This is a genomic window from Kitasatospora mediocidica KCTC 9733 (genome assembly GCF_000744225.1).
Taxonomy (GTDB): Bacteria; Actinomycetota; Actinomycetes; order Streptomycetales; family Streptomycetaceae; genus Kitasatospora; species Kitasatospora mediocidica.
The window spans coordinates 39,113-62,214 of sequence record NZ_JQLN01000002.1; the positions used below are offsets into that span (position 1 = coordinate 39,113).

General features: G+C 72.2%; 16 protein-coding genes, 1 other RNA gene and 1 pseudogene. 17 read left to right on the forward strand and 1 reads right to left on the reverse strand.

Annotated elements, in window-relative coordinates; all coding sequences use genetic code 11:
* The first annotated feature begins 800 nt into the window (after positions 1–800).
* The 11 genes from ftsE to BS80_RS04385 all read left to right on the forward strand — a co-directional run bounded on the left by ftsE (position 801) and on the right by BS80_RS04385 (position 13,476).
* Positions 801–1,490 carry a cell division ATP-binding protein FtsE gene (gene ftsE, locus BS80_RS04340; RefSeq protein ID WP_035793420.1) on the forward strand — a complete coding sequence of 230 codons (690 nt, stop codon included), beginning with the start codon at positions 801–803 and terminating at the stop codon, positions 1,488–1,490.
* Positions 1,491–1,547: 57 nt separating this feature from the next.
* Positions 1,548–2,456 carry a permease-like cell division protein FtsX gene (gene ftsX, locus BS80_RS04345; protein ID WP_035793422.1) on the forward strand — a complete coding sequence of 303 codons (909 nt, stop codon included), beginning with the start codon at positions 1,548–1,550 and terminating at the stop codon, positions 2,454–2,456.
* A 231-nt stretch (positions 2,457–2,687) separates the two neighbouring features.
* Positions 2,688–3,725 (forward strand): S41 family peptidase, encoded by a 1,038-nt coding sequence (locus BS80_RS04350; RefSeq protein ID WP_332262149.1) that lies wholly within the window; start codon positions 2,688–2,690, stop codon positions 3,723–3,725.
* An 8-nt stretch (positions 3,726–3,733) separates the two neighbouring features.
* Positions 3,734–4,210: an SsrA-binding protein SmpB gene (gene smpB / locus BS80_RS04355; protein WP_035793424.1), complete on the forward strand. Its 477-nt coding sequence runs from the start codon at positions 3,734–3,736 to the stop codon at positions 4,208–4,210.
* 111 nt (positions 4,211–4,321) lie between these two features.
* Complete coding sequence (locus BS80_RS04360) at positions 4,322–5,602, forward strand: alpha/beta hydrolase (RefSeq protein WP_035793427.1); 1,281 nt, start codon at positions 4,322–4,324, stop codon at positions 5,600–5,602.
* Positions 5,603–5,751: 149 nt separating this feature from the next.
* Positions 5,752–6,121, forward strand: a transfer-messenger RNA (tmRNA) gene (gene ssrA, locus BS80_RS38495).
* Positions 6,122–6,359: 238 nt separating this feature from the next.
* Positions 6,360–8,711 (forward strand): HelD family protein, encoded by a 2,352-nt coding sequence (locus BS80_RS04365; protein WP_408607341.1) that lies wholly within the window; start codon positions 6,360–6,362, stop codon positions 8,709–8,711.
* A 406-nt stretch (positions 8,712–9,117) separates the two neighbouring features.
* Complete coding sequence (locus BS80_RS04370) at positions 9,118–10,593, forward strand: NAD-dependent malic enzyme (RefSeq protein ID WP_035793430.1); 1,476 nt, start codon at positions 9,118–9,120, stop codon at positions 10,591–10,593.
* Between the two features lie 564 nt (positions 10,594–11,157).
* Positions 11,158–11,439, forward strand: coding sequence for an HU family DNA-binding protein (locus BS80_RS04375; protein ID WP_035793433.1), 282 nt, complete (start codon positions 11,158–11,160; stop codon positions 11,437–11,439).
* 85 nt (positions 11,440–11,524) lie between these two features.
* A complete protein-coding gene (locus BS80_RS04380) occupies positions 11,525–12,199 on the forward strand; it encodes a winged helix-turn-helix domain-containing protein (protein WP_035793440.1) in 675 nt (224 codons plus the stop codon).
* Positions 12,196–13,476, forward strand: a complete 1,281-nt coding sequence (locus BS80_RS04385) for a sensor histidine kinase (RefSeq protein ID WP_063771896.1) — start codon at positions 12,196–12,198, stop codon at positions 13,474–13,476. Before BS80_RS04380 ends, BS80_RS04385 begins: the two co-directional genes overlap by 4 nt.
* Before the next feature lie 324 nt (positions 13,477–13,800).
* Here the strand turns inward: BS80_RS04385 and murA are convergent, their stop codons facing one another.
* The gene (gene murA / locus BS80_RS04390) at positions 13,801–15,147 is read right to left on the reverse strand and encodes a UDP-N-acetylglucosamine 1-carboxyvinyltransferase (RefSeq protein ID WP_035793442.1); all 1,347 of its coding nucleotides are present in this window, start codon (positions 15,145–15,147) and stop codon (positions 13,801–13,803) included.
* A gap of 298 nt (positions 15,148–15,445) precedes the next feature.
* Between murA and BS80_RS04395 the strand changes: the two genes are divergently transcribed.
* The 6 genes and pseudogenes from BS80_RS04395 to BS80_RS04420 all read left to right on the forward strand — a co-directional run bounded on the left by BS80_RS04395 (position 15,446) and on the right by BS80_RS04420 (position 23,034).
* Complete coding sequence (locus tag BS80_RS04395; protein WP_035793450.1) at positions 15,446–16,015, forward strand: YqgE/AlgH family protein; 570 nt, start codon at positions 15,446–15,448, stop codon at positions 16,013–16,015.
* Positions 16,016–16,087: 72 nt separating this feature from the next.
* A complete protein-coding gene (locus BS80_RS04400) occupies positions 16,088–16,369 on the forward strand; it encodes a DUF3039 domain-containing protein (RefSeq protein WP_035793453.1) in 282 nt (93 codons plus the stop codon).
* A gap of 70 nt (positions 16,370–16,439) precedes the next feature.
* The gene (locus BS80_RS04405) at positions 16,440–18,047 is read left to right on the forward strand and encodes a beta-N-acetylhexosaminidase (protein ID WP_035793456.1); all 1,608 of its coding nucleotides are present in this window, start codon (positions 16,440–16,442) and stop codon (positions 18,045–18,047) included.
* A 333-nt stretch (positions 18,048–18,380) separates the two neighbouring features.
* Positions 18,381–19,262, forward strand: a complete 882-nt coding sequence (locus BS80_RS04410) for an FAD binding domain-containing protein (protein ID WP_051966098.1) — start codon at positions 18,381–18,383, stop codon at positions 19,260–19,262.
* A 53-nt stretch (positions 19,263–19,315) separates the two neighbouring features.
* Positions 19,316–19,787, forward strand: a pseudogene (locus tag BS80_RS42445) ((2Fe-2S)-binding protein); the annotation flags it as partial.
* Positions 19,788–20,673: 886 nt separating this feature from the next.
* Positions 20,674–23,034, forward strand: coding sequence for a xanthine dehydrogenase family protein molybdopterin-binding subunit (locus BS80_RS04420; protein WP_035793459.1), 2,361 nt, complete (start codon positions 20,674–20,676; stop codon positions 23,032–23,034).
* The last annotated feature ends 68 nt before the right edge of the window (positions 23,035–23,102 follow it).

Here is a 23,102-nt window from a genome sequence, read left to right on the forward strand (position 1 = left end):
CACCATGACGAGCATGACGAGAGGGCCCCGGAAGCTGCTTCCGGGGCCCTCTCGTCCTATGCCGTACTGGGGCCCGATCAGGCCAGTGCCTGCCGAGCGATCATCGCCACGGCCAGCAGCCCGACGATCAGGGCGAGCAGAGCGGCCGGGGAGAGCGAGGCGAACGGGTTCTGCTGCTGCTCCTGCATCCGGGCCCGGTGGGCACGGCAGACAGGGCAACGGCCATCGCTCACACGGCCGGCGCAGTTGGCGCACACCAGATGGTCGCACGTCATGCGATCTCCTCCTTGCTGCTACACCCACGCATACAGCCAACGCATCGGGCGGGCTCTTGGTTCCTGCCCGTGCTCCGAGCGGGGGAGCGGCGAACCGCGACCGGTCGGCTATCCCCTCTACTCTGCCAGGTTCTGCGGGATCCGGCCCCCGCGGGCCGGATCCCGGCAGGGAATCCCAGGGGCTAATCGTCGCATAGAGCGACAAAACTCATCAGGTCTTCGGCGTCCTTGGGGTCCGCTGTGAGGTGCCTCGCAATTTTCTGGTCATTTCTCCCCAAGAGCGGACAATTCGTCCGCTTTTCGATGGGTGGACCCTGCACGCTGCCCCATGGGTCGCGTATGGTCCCAAGCCGGGGGAGTGCCCAGAGGCGCTTCCACCGTCCGTCCCCGGCCGGAAGTGGGGGGCGGGACCGACCGAGGAACGGCGCCGCCGGCACTGCCTCCGGACCTGAAGTAACGATCAGGTCACGGCAGTTCGTCCGAGCAGGCAGCCATTCCACCTAGGATGGCCTCCGTGATGCAGCCGTGATCAGATTCGACAACGTTTCCAAGACCTATCCCAAGCAGAACCGACCGGCCCTGTCGGACGTCTCGCTGGAGATCGAAAAGGGCGAGTTCGTCTTCCTGGTCGGGTCCTCCGGCTCGGGCAAGTCCACCTTCCTGCGCCTGACGCTGCGCGAGGAGCGCCCCAGCACGGGCGAGGTCCACGTGATGGGCAAGGACCTGGGCAAGCTGTCCAACTGGAAGGTGCCGCACATGCGCCGCCAGCTGGGCTGCGTCTTCCAGGACTTCCGCCTGCTGCCGAACAAGACCGTGGCGCAGAACGTGGCGTTCGCGCTGGAGGTCATCGGCAAGCCCAAGTCGGCCATCAACAAGGTGGTCCCCGAGGTGCTCGACCTGGTCGGCCTCGGCGGCAAGGAGGACCGGATGCCCGGCGAGCTCTCCGGTGGTGAGCAGCAGCGTGTGGCGATCGCCCGGGCCTTCGTCAACCGTCCGATGCTGCTGATCGCGGACGAGCCGACCGGAAACCTCGACCCGCAGAACTCGGTCGGGATCATGAAGCTGCTGGACCGCATCAACCGCACCGGAACCACGGTGCTGATGGCCACGCACGACCAGGCCATCGTCGACCAGATGCGCAAGCGCGTGATCGAACTCGACAAGGGGCTGCTGGTCCGCGACCAGGCCCGCGGCGTCTACGGCTACCAGCACTAGCCGCCGTCCAGCCGTCGCCTCCGGACCGCCAGCACCGACCTTGGAGTAGGAAAACCAATGCGCGCCCAGTTCGTCCTGTCGGAAATCGGTGTGGGTCTCCGCCGCAACCTGACGATGACCATCGCGGTCGTGGTCAGTGTCGCGCTCTCGCTCGCGCTCGCCGGTGCCAGTCTCCTGGTCCGTGACCAGGTGAACTCCATGAAGGGGTACTGGTACGACAAGGTCGAGGTGAGCATCTACTTCTGCACCAAGGCCGACGCCAAGACCGCCCCGCAGTGCGCGGCGGGCGCGGCCACCGACGACCAGATCGCCGCCGTCAAGACGGCTCTGGACAAGATGCCGCTGGTGAAGACCTCGACCTTCGAGACCCAGGCCGAGGCGTACAAGCAGTGGAAGAACATGGACCCGGACAACGCCCTGGTGTCCGTCACCCCTGCCGACGCGATCCCGTCCTCCTGGCGGGTGAAGCTGAACGACCCGACCCGGTTCGACATCATCCAGAGCGCCTTCGCCGGCAAGCCCGGCATCCGCGAGGTGGAGGACCAGCGGCAGATCCTGGAGAACCTCTTCGGGCTGCTCAACGGTCTCCAGACGGCTGCCTTCGTGATCATGGTGATGATGCTCTCGGTCGCCCTGCTGCTGATCGTCAACACCGTCCGGGTGTCGGCGTTCAGCAGGCGAAGGGAGACCGGCATCATGCGCCTGGTCGGCGCGTCCAACTTCTACGTGCAGATGCCGTTCATCGCGGAGGCGGCGTTCGCGGCCCTGTTGGGCGCGGTCATGGCGTCGGGTCTGCTGCTGATCGGCAACTACGGCGTGCAGCACTGGCTGGCCAACAAGGTGCAGTTCATCCACTTCATCGGGCTCTCCTCGGTGCTGCAGGTGATCCCGCTGCTCATCGTGGCCGGCATGGTGATGGCGGCGATCGCGGCCTTCCTGACGCTGCGCAAGTACCTGAAGGTCTGACCCCGGCCTCCCGGGTCGGTCACTCCTGGTGATGTTCGGGCGTTCTGCGACCACGGAGCGCACCGGGCGCCTACACTCCGGTGCCATGGCGGCAGCAGCGCGGCGGGCGCGTCAGGGTGCGACGCTCACTCTGGTGTTCGGCGCGGTGCTGATCACCGGGGCCGCGGCGGGGGCCTGGGGCGATGGCGGGGCGTGGTGCCTCGGCGGGCCGGGTCGGCGGATGTGGCGCCGGTGGTCGGCTTCTCGTCGCAGCAGGCCGAGCGGCTGGTGGCGAGTGGCGCCGACCGGTGGGCCGCCTACTACAGCGCGGAGGAGTACGCCCGCTTCGCCCAGGGCCTGGACGGCGAGTACCTCGGCGTCGGGCTCTCGGTGGAACGGGACGAGGACGGCGAGACCGTGGTCTCCCGGGTTCAGCCGGCCGGTCCGGCCGCCGGGGCGGGCGTCGTGGCCGGCGAGCGGCTGCTCGCGGTGGACGGCGCGCAGGTCGACCGGCTGCCGGTCACCGAGGTGGTGGCCCGGCTGCGCGGGCGGGCCGACACCCCGTCAGCGGGGGCCCGTCCGACGGGTCCGGGCTCGGCGGTGCTGCTCGCGCTGCGCGCGCCGGACGGCCGGGTGCGGACGGTGACGCTCCGTCGGACGGTCCTCGCCACCCAGGACGTCACCGTGGACCACCCCGCCGCCGGGGTGCTGCGGATCACCGTCCTCGCCTTCACCAGCGGGGTCGGCGCCGAGATCCGGGAGGCCGTGCGGGGGTCGACCGCCGCTGCGAAGCGGACCGGCATCGTGCTCGACCTGCGCGGCAATTCGGGCGGCCTGGTCGAGGAGGCCGTCGCGGCCGCCTCGGTCTTTCTGGACGGCGGGCCGGTGGCTTCGTACCAGTCCGGCGGCGAGCGCCGCGAGTTGACCGCCGGACCAGGGGGCGACACCGGCACCCCGCTGGTGGTGCTGGTGGACGGCGGCACCATGAGCGCCGCCGAACTACTCGCCGGGGCCCTGCAGGACCGCTGCCGGGCCGTCGTGGTGGGCGCGCGGACGTTCGGCAAGGGCACCGTGCAGCAGCCCAGCCGACTGGCCGACGGATCGGTGCTCGAACTGACCGTGGGCCGCTACTACACCCCGGCCGGCCGCTCCCCGGACGGCGTGGGCCTGGTGCCCGATGTACCGGCCGCGGACCCGGCCGATGCCGGCCCGCTGGCCCTGCGGGTACTGGCCGGACTCGGCGGCACCCGAAAACCTGCTGCCGACCGTCCCTCTGAGATGCGAGAATAAGCGGCGCTATGGCAAAGGAAACGGGACAGAAGCTGATCGCGCAGAACAAGAAGGCGCGCCACGAGTACACCATCCTGGACACCTACGAGTGCGGGATGGTCCTCACCGGTACCGAGGTGAAGTCGCTGCGCGAGGGCCGGGCCAACCTGGTCGACGGCTACGCGTACACCCAGGGCCACGAGGTCTGGATCGACAACGTCTTCATCCCCGAGTACACCCAGGGGACGTGGACCAACCACTCGGCGCGGCGCAAGCGCAAGCTGCTGCTGCACCGGATGGAGATCAACAAGCTCGAGGTGAAGACCAAGGAGGGCGGTCACACGCTCGTCCCGCTGTCGATGTACTTCAAGGACGGCCGGGTCAAGCTGGAGCTGGCGCTGGCGATCGGCAAGAAGCTCTACGACAAGCGGCAGACCCTGCGCGAGCAGCAGGACACCCGCGAGACGGCCCGCGCGGTGGCGGCCGCCCGCAGGCGCCAGCGCTAACGGGCCGTCGGGGCGTTCCGGCACGGCGGGTTCTGTTCCAGCTCTGTCCCAGAAGGTCCGCCGGCCGGACACTCGTCCGGAGTGGTCTGTCCGGGTCAGTACGCTTTTGGAATGAACGTTTCGTTGCTGGACGGCTGGTTCCCGTGGGGTGTCCAGCTCGCGGCCGGTGCCGTCCTGCTGCTGGTGATCGGCTGGCGCGACCGGCGTTGGCGGCTGCGCCGCGCGCCGGTCGCGCTGGTCGTCGCGGTGCTGCTCACGCTGCTCGCCGACCTGCTGGTGGTGCGGGTGGAGGGGGTCACCGATCCGCTGCCCGTCGCCCTCTGGGTCTGGGCCGGTGCGGCGCTGACGGCACTGACCGTGTTGGTGGTCGGCTGGCGCGGGGCGCGCTGGTGGCGCCGGGCGCTGGCGCCGATCGCCGCGCTGCTGGCCGTGCTGGCGGGGGCCAACGCGTTGAACGCCGCCACCGGCTACTTCCCCACCGTGGACGACGCCATCGGTGAGCTGAGTGGCAGCCCGCTGCCCCAGCAGGTGACCCTCGACCAGCTCGGCTCGCTCACCGGCAAGACCACCACCGGCCGCATCGTCGAGGTGGACATCCCCGACACCGCCAGCGGCTTCGCCCACCGCCAGGAGCTGGTCTACCTGCCGCCCGCCTGGTTCCGCAGCAAGGCCCGGCCGAAGCTGCCGGTGCTGGAGATGATCGGCGGCGAGTACTCCGCGCCGGACAACTGGGTGCGAGCCGGGAACGCCGTGCAGACCGCCGACGCCTATGCAGCGCAGCACGGCGGATTCGCCCCGGTGCTGGTATTCGCCGACGCGACCGGTGGTTTCCGGGTGGACACCGAATGCGTCGACGGCCCCGGCGGGAAGTCCGAGGACCATCTGGTGAAGGATATTCCGCCGTATATCGAGAAGACCTTCGGCACGGCCACCGACCCGCACAAGTGGGGCGTGGCCGGCTGGTCGATGGGGGGCACCTGCGCGGTCGATCTCGCGGTCGAACACCCGAATGTCTTCACGCATTTCGAGGACATCTCCGGCGACCTCGGGCCCAATACCGGGGACAAGCAGCAGACCATCGACCAGCTGTACGGCGGCGACGCCGCGGCCTGGGCGGCACACGACCCCATGACGGTCCTGGAGCACCACGCCAAGTACCGCAACGTCTCCGGCTGGTTCGAGAGCGGGGACCAGGAGGCGCGGCAGACCGCCCAGGCGAAGCAGCTGGACCAGGCCGCCCGCAAGGACGGCATCGCCAGCCGGCAGACCGTCGAACCGGGCAAGCACGTCTGGCAGTTCGCCTCGACCGCGTTCGCCCAGGCGCTGCCCTGGCTGGCCCAGCAGCTGGGCACCCCGGGGCCGCACGTCAATCCGGCGCCCGCCAAGGCGTAGGACGGTCGGTCTAATGCGCTGGACCACCCCCTTGCCGAGCGCGTAGCATGGGCGCAGCACCACCGGACGGGCTTCCCGACCGGCAGGCGCCGGTGGGAGACCGCCGGTGACCGCGGGGCGTGACACTCAGGTGTTTGTCAAAAAAACATGGGGATGATCGGTTTCGACAGGGGAAGTCGAAACAGGAGAAGCGAGCCGAGGAAGCGGTAATGATCTCGTTAACCACCTACCGCAAAAAAATAATCGCCAACACTAAGCGCGATTCCTTCGCGCTCGCTGCCTAAGCAGCGAGTAGCGTGGTGTCAGACCGGGGAGTTCCCGACCCGGACCCTGGCATAATCTAGGGAACTCAACCGTCCGCCCGGGCTGCGAGGGCGGATGGGAAACCAAACAGCAGCTGGGCCTGTTGGCGGCTTGTCCGCGTGACTGCCAGGGCCGAGAAAATCACAGCGGACTGCGCTCGGAGAAGTCCTGAATCCACTCCACTGGACCCGGGTTCGATTCCCGGCATCTCCACCACCCCATGTACATGCAGGCCGCCCTCCGTTCGCGGAGAGGCGGCCTTCGTGTTTTCCGGGGCAGGCCAGGCAGCGCCGGTCAGCCGTGCGGTGGGGCGCGGACGAGTGTGACGTGCACCTCCGGCGCGTGGGGAAACGGGACGGGCGTACGCCGGAGGACGTAGGATCTTCCGTCCGCCGTTTTTCGACGGCGGAAACGCTTTCACCTCTCCACCGCGGGACGTACGACAGGGGGCTCCTTGGGCGCGCACGGCACAGCCCAGCAGCACGCAGCCGCAATCACCGAGGCCGGCACGCCGCCGGCAGCTACCAGCGACACCACCGCGGACACTCTGCGTGACCGGGAGATCGCCGGGGAGCAACACCACCTCGACACCGTCTACCAACGGCTGGAGGAGAAGCTCGCCGAGGCCGAGTACGTCCTGGAGGACGCCGCCAAGCGCGTTCAGGTCGGCACACCCGGCGCGCTCGCCGAGCGTGACGCGCAGGTCTACCGGGCCGGCACGCACCTGAACCGGCTGAACAGCGAGTTCGAGGACTTCCTGTTCGGCCGGATCGACCTCCAGCAGGCCGACGCTCCCGAGGAGCACGGCATTCCGTCCTTCACCCCGCTGGACCCGGCCGACCCGACGGTCGCGCAGAGTCTGCACATCGGCCGGCTCGGCGTCCTCGACGCCGAGTACGGGCCGCTGGTGATCGACTGGCGCGCCCCCGCCGCGGCGCCGTTCTACCGCTCGACCCCGCTGGAGCCGGGCCGCGTGCTGCGCCGCCGGGTGATCCGTTCCAAGGGCCGCAAGGTGCTCGGCGTCGAGGACGACCTGCTCCGCCCCGACCTCACGCCGACGCTGAACGGCGAGGAGCTCGCGGTGGTCGGCGACGGCGCCCTGATGGCCTCGCTCGGCCGGGCCCGCAGCCACACCATGCGCGACATCGTCTCCTCCATCCAGAAGGAGCAGGACGAGGTCATCCGGGCCCCCGCCGCGGGCGCCACGCTGGTCACCGGCGGCCCCGGCACCGGCAAGACCGCCGTCGCGCTGCACCGGGCCGCGTTCCTGCTCTACCAGGACCGCCGCCGGTACGCCGGCGGCATCCTGGTGGTCAGCCCGACCGCGTTGCTGGTCTCGTACACCGAGGGCGTGCTGCCCTCGCTCGGCGAGGAGGGGCAGGTCGCCATCCGCGCGGTCGGCAGCCTGGTCGACGGCATCGAGGCGGGCCGCTACGACACGCCCGAGGCGGCGCGGGTCAAGGGCTCGGACCGGATGGTCCAGCTGCTGCGCCGGGCCGCCCAGGAGGCGCTGGAGATCGGTGCGCCGACCGAGCTGAAGGTGGTCGCCCGCGGCGAGGTGCTGCGGTTGGACGCCGGACGGCTGCGGGCGGTGCGCGGCAATGTGATCGGCACCACCGGCACGCCGCTGAACCTGCTGCGCCCGCGCGCCCGCCGGCTGCTGCTCGACGCGCTCTGGTCGGAGGTGGTCCGGCACCTGCCCAGGCCCACCGACCACTACGGCCGCGAGCAGCGCCAGGAGGAGAAGGAGTCCTTCGACGACTACGTCAGCGACGAGGCGTCCTTCCTGGACTTCCTGGACGCCTGGTGGCCCTCGCTGACGCCGCGCAGGGTGCTCGCGACGCTGCGCCAGCCCAAGCACACCAACCGGATCGCCCGACGCGGCGTCAGCCCCGAGGAGGCCAAGCTGCTGGCCTCCTCCTGGCGCCACCTGACGGACCGTGGCGAGGGCGCGTTGTCGGCGCACGACGTCGCGCTGATCGACGAGCTGCAGCTGCTGCTCGGCGAGCCGGCCCGGCCCCGCAACCGCGAGGTGGACGCCGTCGACCTGCTGAGCGGGCTGGACGAGGTGACCACCTTCGCCGACCGCAACTCCCGCCAGCGCGACCGGGTGCCGGTGGAGCGGGTCGAATACGCGCACATCATCGTGGACGAGGCGCAGGACCTCACCCCGATGCAGTGGCGGATGATCGGCAGACGGGCCCGGATGGCCACCTGGACGATCGTCGGCGACCCCGCGCAGAGCTCCTGGCCGTTCCCGCAGGAGGCGCAGTCGGCGCTGGACCAGGTGCTCGCGGGCAAGCCGCGTCGCCGGTTCACGCTGACCGTCAACTACCGCAACCCGGCCGAGATCGCGGATGTCGCGGCCAAGGTGCTGGCGCTGGCCGCGCCCGGCACGCCGTCGCCGCGTGCGGTCCGCTCCACCGGCATGGAGCCGCGGTTCGCCGCCGTCGTCTCGCCGGAACCGGAGGCCTTCGCCGCCGCGGCCCGCGCCGAACTCACCCGGCTGCTGGCCGAGGTGGACGGCACGGTGGCCATCGTGGTGCCGATGGACCGCCGGGCGGAGGCCGCCGGCTGGATCGAGGGTCTGGGCGAACGCGCGGTGGCGCTGGGCAGCTTGGAGGCCAAGGGCCTGGAGTACGACGCGACGGTGGTCGCCGACCCGACCGGGATCGCCGGCGAGTCCGAGGCCGGCCTGCGCGTCCTGTACGTCGCGCTGACCCGCGCGACCCAGCGGCTGACCGTGCTCTCGGGCCCGGACGACCTGCCCGACGCGGACGGTGTGCCCGCGCTGCTGCTCGGCTGACCGGCCCGGGCTGAGCGCCCGTCAACGACCGAGGCCCCCACCGGTGGTGGGGGCCTCGGTCGTACGTTGGTGACACCGACCCGCCATGCTCGCCTCGCGGCAAGTGGTCGCTCGAAGCGACTAAGGTTGGGCCCGGGGGCTTGGATCGAGCCGGTGTCCCGTCCAATGTAACTCATCGGCCCCGCGAGGCAATCCCGTGCGGCAGATTCTTCGGGTGAACCACCAGTCGGCAGGAACCTGTGTTGTCGGTTCCCTGCAACCAGCGAAAGTTATTTCTGGCTACCGCCTGGTAGGTGCGACGATCGAGGCCTACGATGCGCAGGGCGTCGCTTCAACACTTTGTTGCAGGATTCTGTGTTGGGCGGCCTGGCCTGCACATACCTCAGTGGACGGAAGAAGGACGTCGATGGCGACGGTGCCCAGTGTCTCCAACTCGATCACGGTGCGACTGGAGGTCCCGGCCACCGGGAACGCCGTCAGTTCCATCACCACCGCCGTGGAGTCCTCCGGTGGTTCGGTGACCGGCCTGGACGTCACCGCCTCGGGCCTGGAGGCCCTGCGGATCGACGTCACCGTGGCGGCCGCCTCGGTCGCGCACGGGGAGGAGATCGTCGAGAAGCTGCGCGCGATCGACGGTGTGGCGATCGGCAAGGTCTCCGACCGTACGTTCCTGATGCACCTCGGCGGCAAGATCGAGATGTCCTCGAAGCTGCCGATCCGCAACCGTGACGACCTCTCGATGATCTACACCCCCGGTGTCGCACGGGTCTGCATGGCGATCGCCGAGAACCCCGAGGACGCCCGCCGGCTGACCATCAAGCGCAACAGCGTCGCGGTGGTCACCGACGGCTCGGCCGTGCTGGGCCTGGGCAACATCGGCCCGATGGCCGCGCTGCCGGTGATGGAGGGCAAGGCGGCGCTGTTCAAGCGCTTCGCCAACATCGACGCCTGGCCGATCTGCCTGGACACCCAGGACAGCGACGAGATCGTGGCGATCGTCAAGGCGATCGCCCCCGGCTTCGCCGGTATCAACCTGGAGGACATCTCCGCGCCGCGCTGCTTCGAGATCGAGGCCCGGCTGCGCGAGGCGCTGGACATCCCGGTCTTCCACGACGACCAGCACGGCACCGCGATCGTCGTGCTCGCCGCGCTCACCAACGCGCTGCGGGTGGTCGGCAAGGACATCGCCGACGTCCGCGTGGTGATGTCCGGCGCCGGCGCGGCCGGTACCGCCATCCTCAAGCTGCTGCTGGACGCCGGCGTCGAGCACGCCACCGTCGCGGACGTCCGCGGTGTGGTCCACAGCGGCCGTGAGGACCTCAACGAGTCGCTGCGCTGGATCGCCGAGCACACCAACCGCTCGGGCCGCACCGGCAGCCTCAAGGAGGCCGTCCGCGACGCCGACGTCTTCATCGGCGTCTCGGCCCCCAACGTCCTGGACGGCGACGACATCGCCTCGATGGCCGACAACGCGATCGTCTTCGCGCTGGCCAACCCGGACCCCGAGGTCGACCCGGCGGTGGCCCGGCAGACCGCCGCCGTGGTGGCGACCGGCCGCAGCGACTTCCCCAACCAGATCAACAACGTGCTGGTCTTCCCCGGCGTCTTCCGCGGCCTGCTGGACGCGCAGAGCCGCACGGTCAACAGCGAGATGATGATCGCCGCCGCCCGCGCGCTTGCCGCCACCGTGCTGGACGACCAGCTCAACGCCAACTACATCATCCCCAGCGTCTTCCACCCGGACGTGGCCAAGACCGTCGCCGCGGCCGTCCGTGACGCCGCCCTGGCGGCCGGTGGCTCGGGCGACCGGGTCCCCGACCGGCCCACCCCGGGCATCGTCGGCACGCTCGACACGGCGGCCTTCCCGGTCGTCAAGCTCTAGTGCCTGACACGGCACTAGGCAGGCCGGCGGACGGCCTGGTGTCATAGGCCGTCAGGGGCGCGATTCGCGTCGTCAGGGGCGGTATTCGGTCGATCGCGTGGCCGAATACCGCCCCTACCCGTGCCGACCTGGTGTGAACCCTTGCGACACAAGGGGAAGGGGCGTGTTTGGGCTTGTCACCGTCAGGGCGTACGGTAGCCCTGCACGGGGCAGGCGTGTCCGACAAGTACGGAACGTCCCCCAACCACTCGGCGAGTCGTTCCCGGTCGCCACCCCTGCCGGTCCGCCGGCGCCGATGGAGCGTCACGGCTGTGTCGGGAGGGTGTTGTTCGGGGCGAACGGCCGAGGGCCGATTGGCTTTCTCAGGGCCGATAAGGGCAGGATTCGTACCCAGGCGGGCATGTGGCAGGACTGACACAGTGCGAGGCTCGGGACACGAGCCCGGCTCCTACCGCCAGCCGCCTGAATGAGCACAGTGTGCGGACCAGCGGCCCAGCCGGGTGCCTCCGGAGGGACGACCGATGGGGCCCCGCACACCGCAACGAACAGACCACAGGAGTACACATGAACCGCAGTGAGCTGGTGGCCGCTCTGTCCGAGCGCGCCGAGGTGACCCGCAAGGACGCCGACGCCGTGCTGGCGGCCTTTGCCGAGGTCGTCGGCGAGGTCGTTGCGAAGGGCGACGAGAAGGTCACCATCCCCGGTTTCCTGACCTTCGAGCGCACCCACCGCGCCGCGCGTACCGCGCGCAACCCGCAGACCGGTGAGCCGATCCAGATCGCGGCCGGCTTCAGCGCCAAGGTGAGCGCCGGTTCGAAGCTCAAGGAAGCTGCCAAGGGCAACTGATCGCAGCTGATCGAAACTGAGCGGGGGCGGTCCTTCCGGGGACCGCCCCCGCTCTGTCGTCTCCGCTGCCGTAGGGTCGGGAAGCATGCGTGTACTGGTCCTGGAGGACGATCCCGAGCTGGGTCCGGTGATAGCCGACGGGCTGCGGCAGGCCGGATTCGCCGTCGACCTGGCCGCCGACCTGGCCGAGGCCGACCTCAAGCTCGACGTCAACGGCTACGACTGCCTGGTCGCCGACCGCGGGTTGCCGGACGGCGACGCGCTCACCCTGGTCGCGGCCCGCCGCCGGGCCGGCTGGACCCGCCCGGTGCTGATGCTCACCGCGCTGGACGCGGTGGCCGACCGGGTCGCCGGTTTCGAGCACGGCGCCGACGACTACCTGGTCAAGCCGTTCGCCGCGGCCGAGCTGGCAGCCCGGGTGCGCAACCTCTGCCGCCGCCCCGAGCCCGCCAAGCTGCCGCAGCTGCGGATCGGCGACCTGGAACTCGACCTGCAGCGCCGCCGGGTCACCCGGGGCGGGGTGCTCTTCTCGCTGACCGCCAAGGAGTTCGCGGTCCTCGAAGTGCTGATGCTCCAGGCCGGCACGGTGGTCACCCGCAGCCGGCTGATCGAGAGCTGTTGGGACGAGCGCTGCGAGCCGATGTCCAACGTCGTCGACGTGCTGATCCGTCAGCTGCGCCGCAGGCTCGGCAGCCCGGACCTGATCGAGACCGTCCGAGGGGTCGGCTACCGGCTGGCCGACCCCGTACAGCGGCCGTGAGCGGCACTCCCGCCACCGCGCGGCTGCGGCGGCTGCGCTGGACCCTCACCCTGCTCTTCGCCGCCACCACGGCCGGCTGCCTGCTGGTGCTCGCCACCCTCGCCGCCCAGATCGACGCGCACTCGCGCGCCCGCGAGCTGGACAGCGACGCCGGCCGGCGGGCCGGCGGGCTGGCCCGCACGCTCTGGTACGACAACGACACGCTCAACGTCGAGCCGCTGTCGGACGACGAGCTCGCGGTCGGGGCCGACGTGCTGGGCGCCGTGCAGGGCGATCCGGCCGGCGGGCCGCCGCTGATCCGCTGGTCCCGTCCCGGGCCCGACCGGCTGCCCTCACCGGCCCTGCTGGGCCGGATCTGGACGCAGCTCCAGGCGACCCAGGGGAGCCTGCTGGTGACCGGCCCCAGCAGCACCGGGCGGGAGATCCGCTGGGCCGTCGCGCCGGTCTGGGAGGGGGACACCGTCGGTGCCGCGGTGATCGTCGGCGACGACCCCGCGCAGAGCCGGCTGGACCACGACCGGCTGGTGCGCTGGGTGGCCCTGGGCTGCTCGGCCCTGGTGCTGGCGGCGGCGGCGATGGGCCACCTGCTGTCCGGCCGGGCGATGCGACCCGCGTTGCTCGCGCTGGAGCAGCAGGAGCAGTTCCTCGCCGAGGCCGCGCACGAGCTGCGGACCCCGCTGGCCACCCTGCGGCTGGCCGTGGAGCGGGGCGCCGCCACGCCCGAGCGGGCTCCCGCGGCGCTGGAGGAGGCGATCCGGCTGACCGACCGGCTGGCCCGGCTGGTGACCGGCCTGCTGGCCCGGGCCCGGATCGAGGCGGGCACCCAGCACCTGGAGCTGACGCCGCTTCGGCTGGACCAGCTGGTGGAACAGGCGGTGGCGGAGTTGCCGGCGCACTCCACGGTGGCCGTCCTGGAGCCGGCCGAGCCGGTGGTGGTGCGCGGCGATCCGGAGCTGCTGGCCCAGGCGGTGCGCAACCTGGTGGAGAACGCGCTGCGGCACGGCGGCGGCACGCCGGTCACGGTGACCACCGCGCCGGGCCTGGTGATCGTGCGGGACACCGGTCCCGGGGTGCCGGCCGAGCGGCGCGAGGAGATCTTCCGGCGGGGCGTCACCGGGGGGCCCGCGGAGGGCGCGAGCGGCGCGGGGACGGGCACCGGGCTGGCCATCGTCCGCTGGGTGGCGGGCCTGCACGGCGGCAGCGCGCGGGTGCTGGAGGCACCGGGCGGTGGTCTGCAGGCCGAACTCAGGCTCCCGCCGTACACCCCGGGGGAGTGACACCGGTCACGGCCGGCGGGCGCCTCATCTTCTTCTCATGAAACGTTCGGCACGCTGGTCGGACGAGTTGCCGCAGGGGCCGGGCGGATGCAGCGGTTCCTGGCGGAACTCGTCGAGGCCGCAAGGGAACTGAGTACCAGTCGGCTGATCGCACTTCCATCGCGCCGCCCGCCTTCGCCCTGTCGGCGGCCGGCCGGTGGACAGCGCCCGTTCCGAGGCATCAGTCGGACCGGGTGTCATCGGCGGGACACACCTTGGCGGGGGTGCCCGCAGCGGGGCCGCCCTGGCGGGGGCGGCCCCGTACTCCGTTCGTCCCGGGTGCCGTCAGACCGCGAGGACCGCGAGCTCCTCGGTCGGCAGGTCGACGTGGGCGCCGAGCGCGCGCAGCTTCTCCATGAAGTTCTCGTAGCCACGGTTGATCAGCGAGATGCCGTGCACCGTGGACGTGCCCTCGGCGGCCAGCGCCGCGATCAGGTACGAGAAACCGCCGCGCAGGTCGGGGATGACCAGCTCGCCGCCGAGCAGCTTGGACGGCCCGGACACCACCGCGGAGTGCAGGAAGTTGCGCTGTCCGAAGCGGCAGGGGGAGCCGCCCAGGCACTCGCGGAAGAGCTGGATGTGAGCGCCCATCTGGTTGAGCGCGGAGGTGAAGCCGAGCCGCGACTCGTACACCGTCTCGTGCACGATGGAGAGGCCCGCGGCCTGGGTCAGCGCGACCACCAGCGGCTGCTGCCAGTCGGTCTGGAAGCCGGGGTGCACGTCGGTCTCCAGCGCGATGGCGCTCAGCTCGCCGCCCGGGTGCCAGAAGCGGATGCCCTCGTCGTCCACCGCGAAGGCGCCGCCGACCTTCCGGAAGGTGTTCAGGAAGGTCATCATCTCCAGCTGGCGGGCACCGCGGACGTAGATGTCGCCCTTGGTGGCCAGCGCGGCGCAGGCCCAGGAGGCGGCCTCCAGACGGTCCGGCAGCGCGCGGTGGTTGTAGCCGCCGAGCTCGTCCACCCCGGTGATCAGGATGGTCCGGTCGGTGCCCATCGAGATGATCGCGCCCATCTTCTGCAGGACGCAGATCAGGTCGACGATCTCGGGCTCGATGGCGGCGTTGCGCAGCTCGGTGTCGCCCTCGGCCAGCACGGCGGTGAGCAGCACCTGCTCGGTGGCGCCGACCGACGGGTACGGCAGCTCGATCCGGGTGCCGCGCAGACGCTGCGCCGCCACCAGGTAGGTGCCCTGCGGGTGCTTCTCGATGGTGGCGCCGAACTGGCGCAGCACCTCGAAGTGGAAGTCGACCGGACGGCCGCCGATGTCGCAGCCGCCCAGGCCCGGGATGAAGGCGTGGCCGAGCCGGTGCAGCAGCGGGCCGCAGAACAGGATCGGGATCCGCGAGGAGCCGGCGTGCGCGTCGATGTCCGCGACGTTGGCGCTCTCCACGTGCGAGGGGTCGAGGATCAGCTCGCCCTCCTCCTCGCCGCTGCGCACGGTCACGCCGTGCAGCTGGAGCAGGCCGCGCACCACCTTGACGTCGCGGATGTCCGGGACGTTGCGCAGTCTGCTGGGGCCCGTCCCGAGCAGGGCGGCGACCATGGCCTTGGGGACCAGGTTCTTCGCACCGCGGACACGGATTTCGCCTTCGAGGGGATTTCCGCCGTGGACCAGCAGGACGTCGTCGGTCATCGTTCTCGCAATCGGGGGTTCGCAGCCGAAGTGGCAGGAGTGAGGGGCGCGTGGCGCGGGCCGCACGGGCGCCACCTTCGGTAGATGGTAGTAGGAGGTTCTTTGGTTCCCGTGAGATCGCGTGGTGATCATGCTCTCTTAGGGTGGAAGGTCGGTCGTATGCCCGCCGGACGGGTGAGGGCACGGGTGCGCGAGGTTTGACCGCGAGTGCCGGGGAAACGGCCGTGGGGCCAAGGGAGTCGGACGAGCTTTCGTGTTGGGTACCCGCCCGGGCCTGAGCTGCGGGATCATGTGAGACATGACCGCGGCCCCTTCGCACACCGGCCGACTGCTCGTCGCGACTCCGATGCTCACCGATCCGAATTTCGCCCGATCGGTGGTGCTGCTGCTCGACCACGACGTGCAGGGCGCGCTCGGCGTCGTCCTCAACCGGCCCACTCCGGTGGACGTCTCCGACGTGCTGGACGGCTGGGCGGAGCTGGCGGGCGCGCCGCCGGTGGTCTTCCAGGGCGGCCCGGTCGGTCTGGACTCGGCCCTCGCGGTCGCGGTGGTGCCGGGTGAGCCCGGGCCGGCCGACCCGCTCGGCTGGCGCCGGGTGCACGGCGCGATCGGGCTCGTCGACCTGGAAGCCCCGCCGCAGATCCTGGCCGGCGGGCTGGGCGGACTGCGGGTCTTCGCCGGCTACGCGGGCTGGACCCCGGGGCAGCTGGAGGTCGAGATCAACGAGGGCGCCTGGTACCTGGTCGACTCCGAGCCGGGGGACATCTCCTGCCCGGACCCGGAGCGGCTGTGGCGCGCGGTGCTGCGGCGTCAACGTGGTGCGTTGGCGATGCTGGCGACCTATCCGGAGGACCCGACGCTCAACTGAGCGGGCCCGCCGCTCGGAGGCTCGGCGTCGCGGTGGTCCGTTTCCGGTACGGCCCCCATAGACTTGGCCCTCATGAGCACTCTTGAGCCCGAGCGCGGCCTCGGCACCGGCACCCTGGTCGAGCCCGTCCCCCAGGTCTCCCACGGGGACGGCGACCACGAGCGCTTCGCGCACTATGTCCAGAAGGACAAGATCATGGAGAGCGCGCTCTCCGGCTCCCCGGTGGTCGCGCTCTGCGGCAAGGTCTGGGTGCCCGGGCGCGACCCGAAGAAGTACCCCGTCTGTCCGATGTGCAAGGAGATCTTCGAGGGCATCGAGCCGGCCGGCGGCGACAAGTCGGGCGACAAGCAGTAGTCCGATCGGGTGTTGACCACTGTCCTCAGTGGTCTATGCCAATCGAGGGTCGGCGCGGCAGGATGGCCGGATGGACCTCATCCCCGCTCCGTCGAGCGCCGGCTTCCCCGATGCGCAGGGCCTGTCGCTGGGTCCGCGGACGACGATGGACGGCGGCCCCGGCACCGGCGCGGCCGTCCAGTGGCTGCGCACGGTGCTCGGCGCCGCCACCGGGCTGCCGCTGGCCCCCGCGCCGTCCCCGGACATCGAGCTGCGCCTGGACGCCGCGCTCGGCCCCGAGGAGTACCGGATCACCGTCGCGGACGGCCGGGCCCTGCTCACCGCCGGGGGAGCGGGCGGCGCCGGGTGGGCGGCGCAGACGCTCCGTCAGCTGCTCGGCCCGGAGGCCTACCGGGGTGCGCCGCTGCGCCGCACCGGCTGGTCACTGCCGGCCTGCACGATCGCCGACGCCCCGCGGTTCGGCTGGCGTGGCGTCCTGCTGGACGTCTCGCGGCACTTCCTGCCCAAGGCCGGCCTCCTGCGCTACGTCGACCTGCTGGCCGCGCACAAGCTCAACGTGCTGCACCTGCACCTGACCGACGACCAGGGCTGGCGCTTCGAGGTCCGGCGCTACCCCCGGCTCACCGCGACGGGCGGCTGGCGGGAGCGCTCGATGGTCGGCTTCCGGGCCGCCAACCGGCGTGACGACCGCCCGCACGGCGGCTTCTACACCCAGGACGACCTGCGCGAGCTGGTCGCCTACGCGGCCGAGCGCGGCATCACCGTGGTCCCCGAGATCGACCTGCCCGGCCACATGCAGGCCGCCATCGCGGCCTACCCGGAGCTGGGCAACACCGACGTGGTCGACACGGCCGCGCTCGGCGTGTGGACCGACTGGGGGGTCAGCCCCAACGTGCTGAACGTCTCGGACGCCACCCTCGCCTTCTTCGAGGGCGTCCTGGAGGAGTTGCTGGAGGTCTTCCCGTCCGAGTTCGTCCACTTCGGCGGTGACGAGTGCCCCAAGGACCAGTGGCGGGCCAGCCCCGCCGCCCAGGCCCGGATGCGCGAGCTGGGGCTGGCGGACGAGGACGCGCTTCAGAGCTGGTTCATCGGGCACTTCGACCGCTGGCTGGCCGCGCGCGGACGCCGGCTGATCGGCTGGGACGAGATCCTGGAGGGAGGTTTGGCGCCCGGGGCGGCGGTCTCCTCCTGGCGCGGGTACGCGGGCGGGGTGGCGGCCGCGCGGGCCGGGCACGACGTGGTGATGTGCCCGGAGCAGCACGTCTACCTGGACCACCGGCAGGCGGACGGCGAGGACGAGCCGATCCCGGTCGGCTTCGTCCGCTCGCTGGAGGACGTCTACCGCTTCGAGCCGGTGCCGCCGTCACTCGACCCGGTGAGTGCCCGTCATGTGATCGGCACCCAGGCGAACCTGTGGAGCGAGTTCGCGGACGACGCGCGGGACCTCGACTTCCGCGCCTTCCCCCGGCTGGCGGCCTTCGCCGAGGTGGCCTGGTCGGCCCTGCCGGCCGATCCCGCGGCCCGGGACTGGCCCGGTTTCGAGCGCCGGATGCGCACCCACTACGCCCGGCTGGACGCCCTCGGGGTGGAGTACCGCCCGCCCGGCGGCCCGCACCCGTGGCAGCGCCGGCCCGGCGTGCTGGGGCGGCCGGCGGCAGGGCCGCCACCTGCGGTCTGATCATCGTGGCGGTATGGGGAACCTTGACAGGCAGGTCCTACGTCAAGAAAAGATGAACATCAGGTCCGATTCGTTCCAGATCTGCCCGAAAGGTGACCGGAATGTCCGGCACCCCGGAGGTGATCACCTCGTGTGATGTGCCAGAGTTGCCCGACCCAGACCGGCTGCTTCTGTTCGGCAGCCCAGGCCCGTACTCTACGGGCGGTACCGCAGACCTGCGGTGCGGGACGAACCGGCCGGCCCTCGCGTCGGCCGCCGAGAGGCCGTGCTCAGCCCGAGTGAGCCCAGCCTGAGTGAGTGGAGCACGGTGGGATCCTGGTGAACCGGACGATCATGCTGCCGACCTCCCTCGACGAGGCCGTCGAGGCACTGGCCGCCAGCCCCGCCGCGGTACCGGTGGCCGGTGGCACCGACCTGATGGAGGCCGTCAACGCCGGGCGGCTGCGGCCGGCCGCGCTGATCGGCCTCGGCCGGATCACCGAACTGCGCGGCTGGCGCTACGAGGACGGCGGAACCGCCGTGCTCGGCGCCGGGCTGACGCTGGCCCGGATGGACCGGCCCGACTTCGCCGCCCTCATCCCCGCGCTCGCCGACGCCGCGCGCACCGCCGGCCCGCCGCAGACCCGCAACGTCGGGACGCTCGGCGGCAACATCGCCACCGCCGCCCCGGCCGGCGACACCCTCCCGGTGCTGGCCGCGCTGGAGGCCAGCGTGACGCTGGCCCGGCCCGGCGTCACCCGCGAGGTCCCGGTCAGCCACCTGCTCACCGGCCTCGACCCGATGCGCCCGGGCGAACTGCTCACCTGGGTCCGGGTCCCGCTGCTGAACGCTCCGCAGGTCTTCCTCAAGGCCACCGGCCGCAGTGGCCCCTCCCGGGCCACCGCCTCCGTCGCGCTCGTCCTGGACCCGGCCCGGCGCGCCGTGCGCTGCGCGGTGGGCGCCGTCGCGCCGGTGCCGCTGCGGCCGCTGGAGGCCGAGGCGTGGGTGGCCGGCTGCATCGACTGGGACGCCCGGGGCGAGGAGGGCGTGCCGGCCATCGACCCGGCCGCCGCGGCCGCCTTCGGCGAGTACGTGGCGAGTGCGTGCGTACCGGACGGGTACGGCGGCGACGCCGCGTCGGGACTCCCCGCAGAGGGGCCGACGGCCGAGGCGCTGCGGCTGCGGCGTACCGTGGCCGTGCTGGCCCGCCGGGCACTGGGAAGGGCGCTGAAGTGACGGCTGACGTGACGGCTGATGTGGCGGCTGACATGACGAACCACCCTGTCCACCCGGTCGACGAGCGCCCCTGCGCGTCCTACACGCTGCGGGTCAACGGCTTCGAACGGCCCGTCACGGACGCCTGGATCGGCGAGAGCCTGCTCTACGTGCTGCGCGAGCGGCTCGGCCTGGCCGGCGCCAAGAACGGCTGCGAGCAGGGCGAGTGCGGTGCCTGTTCGGTGCAGGTGGACGGCCAACTGGTGGCCGGCTGCCTGGTCCCGGCCGCGCTGGCCGCGGACAGCGAGATCAGCACCGTGGAGGGCCTGTCGGCCGGCGGCGCGGCCAGCGACGTCCAGCAGGCACTCGCCGACTCGGGCGCAGTGCAGTGCGGCTACTGCACGCCCGGCATGGCGATGGCGGTGCACGACCTGCTGCAGCGCAACCACCGGCCCAGCGAGGTCGAGGCGCGCCAGGCGCTCTGCGGCAACCTCTGCCGCTGCACGGGCTACCGCAGCGCGCTGGCGGCCGTCCAGACGGTGGCGGACGCGCGGTCGGCGGCGCTGCTGGAGGCCGAGGAGGCCGCCGCCGAGGGCGTGGGCGAGGCCGCTGAACCGGCGGCCGCCGACGCGTCGGCGCAGGGGCGGCAGGCACCCGTGCAGGCGCCGGCTCCGGCGGAACCCGAGGTTCCCGACCTGCCGGTGTATCAGGACGCCTGGACCGAGACGGCCGCGGCCGGGGAGGTCCCGGTCTTCGGGAACGACGACAGCGGCTGGATCGTCGCCCAGCCCTTCGAGGCACCCCAGGCCTTCGACACCCCCCAGCCCTTCGAGGCACCGCAGCCCTTCGACACCCCGCAGCCGTTCGAGGCGCCCCAGGCGTTCGACCAGCCGCAGGCGTACGAGGCGGCCCAGGGCTTCGAGGCGGCGCAGCACTTCGAGGGCACCCGGATGCCCGGACCGGCCCACCCCGCCCAGCCGGCCGGCGGCTACGAGCCGTCGCCGACGGCGGTGGGCACCGGCGTCGGTGTCGGGGTGATCCCGCCGCAGGGCTACCCGGGGTACGAGGCGACCGCGTACGGCCCCGGCACGGTGTACGCCTCCGGCGCGACCTACGAGCCCACGCCCGCCCACGGCACCAGCGCGCCGGGCGCGCCGTTCGAGGGCACGCCGGCGCACGGCACGCCGTACGAGCCCACCCCCGCGCACGGCACGCCGTACGGGACTCCCGCCCAGGGCACCCCGTACCCGGGCTACCCCGACCAGCAGTACGCCGGCACCCCGTACGAGGGCGCGGGCTACGAGGGCACTCCGTACGACCGCGCGTCCTACGACGGCGTCGGGTACGACGGGACCGTCTACGAACCCGCGCCCGCCGCGCCCTACGACGCGACCCCCGCGCACGGCCTCCGCCTCCCCGAGGACGACCACGCATGACCTCCCCGACCGACACCACCCTCGCTCCGCCGGACGCCGCCGCGGAATCCAGCTCCCCCGAGGACGCGCAGAGCCCGTCCGGCCCGGCCCAGCCGTTCGGCCTCGGCAGCTCGCCGTTGCGCACCGACGCGCTCCCCAAGGCGCTCGGCATCTACCCGTTCGCCGCCGACCTCTGGGCCGAGGGCCTGCTCTGGGGCGCCGTGCTGCGCTCCCCGCACCCGCACGCCCGGATCGTCGCGATCGACACCGCGGCCGCGCTCGCGATCCCCGGCGTGCACGCCGTGGTGACCGCCGCCGACCTGCCGGCGGGTCCGCAGAGCGCCGACGGGTCCGCCGAGGAGGCCCGGGGCCCGGTCGGCGACCGGCCGGTGCTCGCCGCCGGAGTGGTCCGCCACCACGGTGAGCCGGTCGCCGCGGTCGCCGCCGACCACCCCGACACCGCGCGGCTGGCCGCCGCCTCGATCGTGGTCGAGTACGAGGTGCTGGACGCCCTCACCGACCCCGAACAGGCCTTCCACGCGCCCCCGCTGCACCCGGACGGAAACCTCTTCCGGCACCTCCCGCTGCGCAGCGGCGACCCGGAGGTGGTCGGCGAGGTGATCGTCGAGGGCCTCTACCAGGTCGGCCGCCAGGACCCGGCCCCGATCGGCGCCGAGGCCGGGCTCGCGGTGCCGCGCCCGGACGGCGGCGTCGAGCTGCACCTGTCCTCCACCGACCCGCACGGCGACCGTGAGCGCACCGCCGCCTGCCTCGGCCTGGAGCCGGACCGGGTCCGCCTGGTGGTCACCGGCGTGCCCGGCGCCACCGCCGACCGCGAGGACCTGTCCTTCCAGGTCACCCTGGCCCTGCTCGCGCTGCGCACCGGCCGGCCGGTGAAGATGACCCTCACCCGTGAGGAGTCCTTCCAGTCGCACGCCACCCGCCACCCGGCGCTGCTGCGCTACCGTCACCACGCCGACGCCCAGGGCAAGCTGCTCAAGGTGGAGGCCCAGATCCTGCTGGACGGCGGCGCCTACGCCGACGTCTCCGCCGAGGCGCTGGCCGCCGCGACGGCGTTCTCGGTCGGCCCGTACGTCTGCCCGAACGTCTTCGTCGACGCCTGGGCGGTGCGCACCAACAACCCGCCGGCCGGCCGGATGCGCGGCGAGGGCGCCCTGCAGACCTGCTTCGCCTACGAGTCGCAGCTCGACCAGCTGGCCGCCCGGATCGGGGTCGAGCCGCTGGAGATCCGCCGGCGCAACGTGCTCGCCACCGGTGACGCGATGCCCACCGGACAGGCCGTCACCTGCCCGGCACCGGTGGCCGCGCTGCTCGACGCCGTCGCGACCTCCCCGCTGCCCGCCCTCCCGATGGACGAGCCCGACACCGACTGGCTGCTGCCCGGCGGCCCCGGCGGCGCGGGCGACCCCTCCGCCGTGCGGCGCGGCATCGGCTACGCGGTGGGCATGGTGCACATGCTCGGCGCCGAGGGCGAGGACGAGGTCTCCACCGCGACCGTCCGGGTCAGCGGCGACCACGCCACCGTGATCTGCGCGGCCGTCGACTCCGGGCAGGGCTTCGCGACCCTGGCCCGGCAGATCGTGCAGTCGGTGCTCGGGGTCGCCGAGGTCTACGTCGCGCCGGTGGACAGCGACCAGTCGATCGCCGGCCCCTCGGCCCGCGGCCGGCACACCTGGGTCTCCGGCGGCGCCGTCGAGCGGGCCGCGCTGATGGTCCGCCACCAGCTGCTGCAGCCGATCGCCGCCAACTTCGGGATGTCCGTCGAGCTGCTGTCGATCGCCGACGGCAAGATCACCTCCTACGACGGCGTGCTGGGCATGCCGGTCACCGAGGCGCTGGAGGGCAAGGAGCTCTGGGCCACCGCCCAGTGCCGCCCGCACCCGACCGAGCCGCTGGACGAGGCCGGGCAGGGCGACGCCTTCGTCTCGATCGCCTTCTGCGCGATGCGCGCGGTGGTCGACGTGGACATCGAGCTCGGGGCCGTCCGGGTGGTCGATGTGACCGTGGCCCAGGACGTCGGCCGGGCGCTGAACCCCGGCCAGATCGAGGACCGGATCGAGGCGGGGGTGGCCCAGGGCGTCGGCCTGGCCCTGCTGGAGGACCTGCGCACCTCCGGCGGCCTGCTCGTCAACCCGTCCCTCACCGGCTACCGGCTGCCCACCGCCCTGGACACTCCCGACGTGCGGATCGCCGCCCTGCTGGAGGAGCGCGACGTGGTCGCCACCTTCGGCGCCAAGGCGGTCAGCGCCGTCCCCGCCGTGGTGGCCCCCGCCGCCATCGCCGCCGCCGTCCGCGCGGCCACCGGCCTCCCGGTCGGCCGCCTCCCCATCCAGCCGGAGGACGCCGTGGTGGCGTGAGCCAGCCGCGCGGCTGTGCGCGCGGGAAGTCGGCGAAACCGACTTCCCGCGCCATTTTTTTATCCGCC

Coding starts and splice junctions, on each gene's coding strand:
- BS80_RS04370 (WP_035793430.1), top strand. CDS start 9,118: ATGGCGACGGTGCCCAGTGTCTCCAACTCGATCACGGTGCGACTGGAG.
- BS80_RS04380 (WP_035793440.1), top strand. CDS start 11,525: ATGCGTGTACTGGTCCTGGAGGACGATCCCGAGCTGGGTCCGGTGATA.
- murA (WP_035793442.1), bottom strand. CDS start 15,147: ATGACCGACGACGTCCTGCTGGTCCACGGCGGAAATCCCCTCGAAGGC.
- BS80_RS04410 (WP_051966098.1), top strand. CDS start 18,381: ATGCTGCCGACCTCCCTCGACGAGGCCGTCGAGGCACTGGCCGCCAGC.
- BS80_RS04400 (WP_035793453.1), top strand. CDS start 16,088: ATGAGCACTCTTGAGCCCGAGCGCGGCCTCGGCACCGGCACCCTGGTC.
- BS80_RS04375 (WP_035793433.1), top strand. CDS start 11,158: ATGAACCGCAGTGAGCTGGTGGCCGCTCTGTCCGAGCGCGCCGAGGTG.
- BS80_RS04420 (WP_035793459.1), top strand. CDS start 20,674: ATGACCTCCCCGACCGACACCACCCTCGCTCCGCCGGACGCCGCCGCG.
- ftsX (WP_035793422.1), top strand. CDS start 1,548: ATGCGCGCCCAGTTCGTCCTGTCGGAAATCGGTGTGGGTCTCCGCCGC.
- BS80_RS04395 (WP_035793450.1), top strand. CDS start 15,446: ATGACCGCGGCCCCTTCGCACACCGGCCGACTGCTCGTCGCGACTCCG.
- BS80_RS04360 (WP_035793427.1), top strand. CDS start 4,322: ATGAACGTTTCGTTGCTGGACGGCTGGTTCCCGTGGGGTGTCCAGCTC.
- BS80_RS04405 (WP_035793456.1), top strand. CDS start 16,440: ATGGACCTCATCCCCGCTCCGTCGAGCGCCGGCTTCCCCGATGCGCAG.
- smpB (WP_035793424.1), top strand. CDS start 3,734: ATGGCAAAGGAAACGGGACAGAAGCTGATCGCGCAGAACAAGAAGGCG.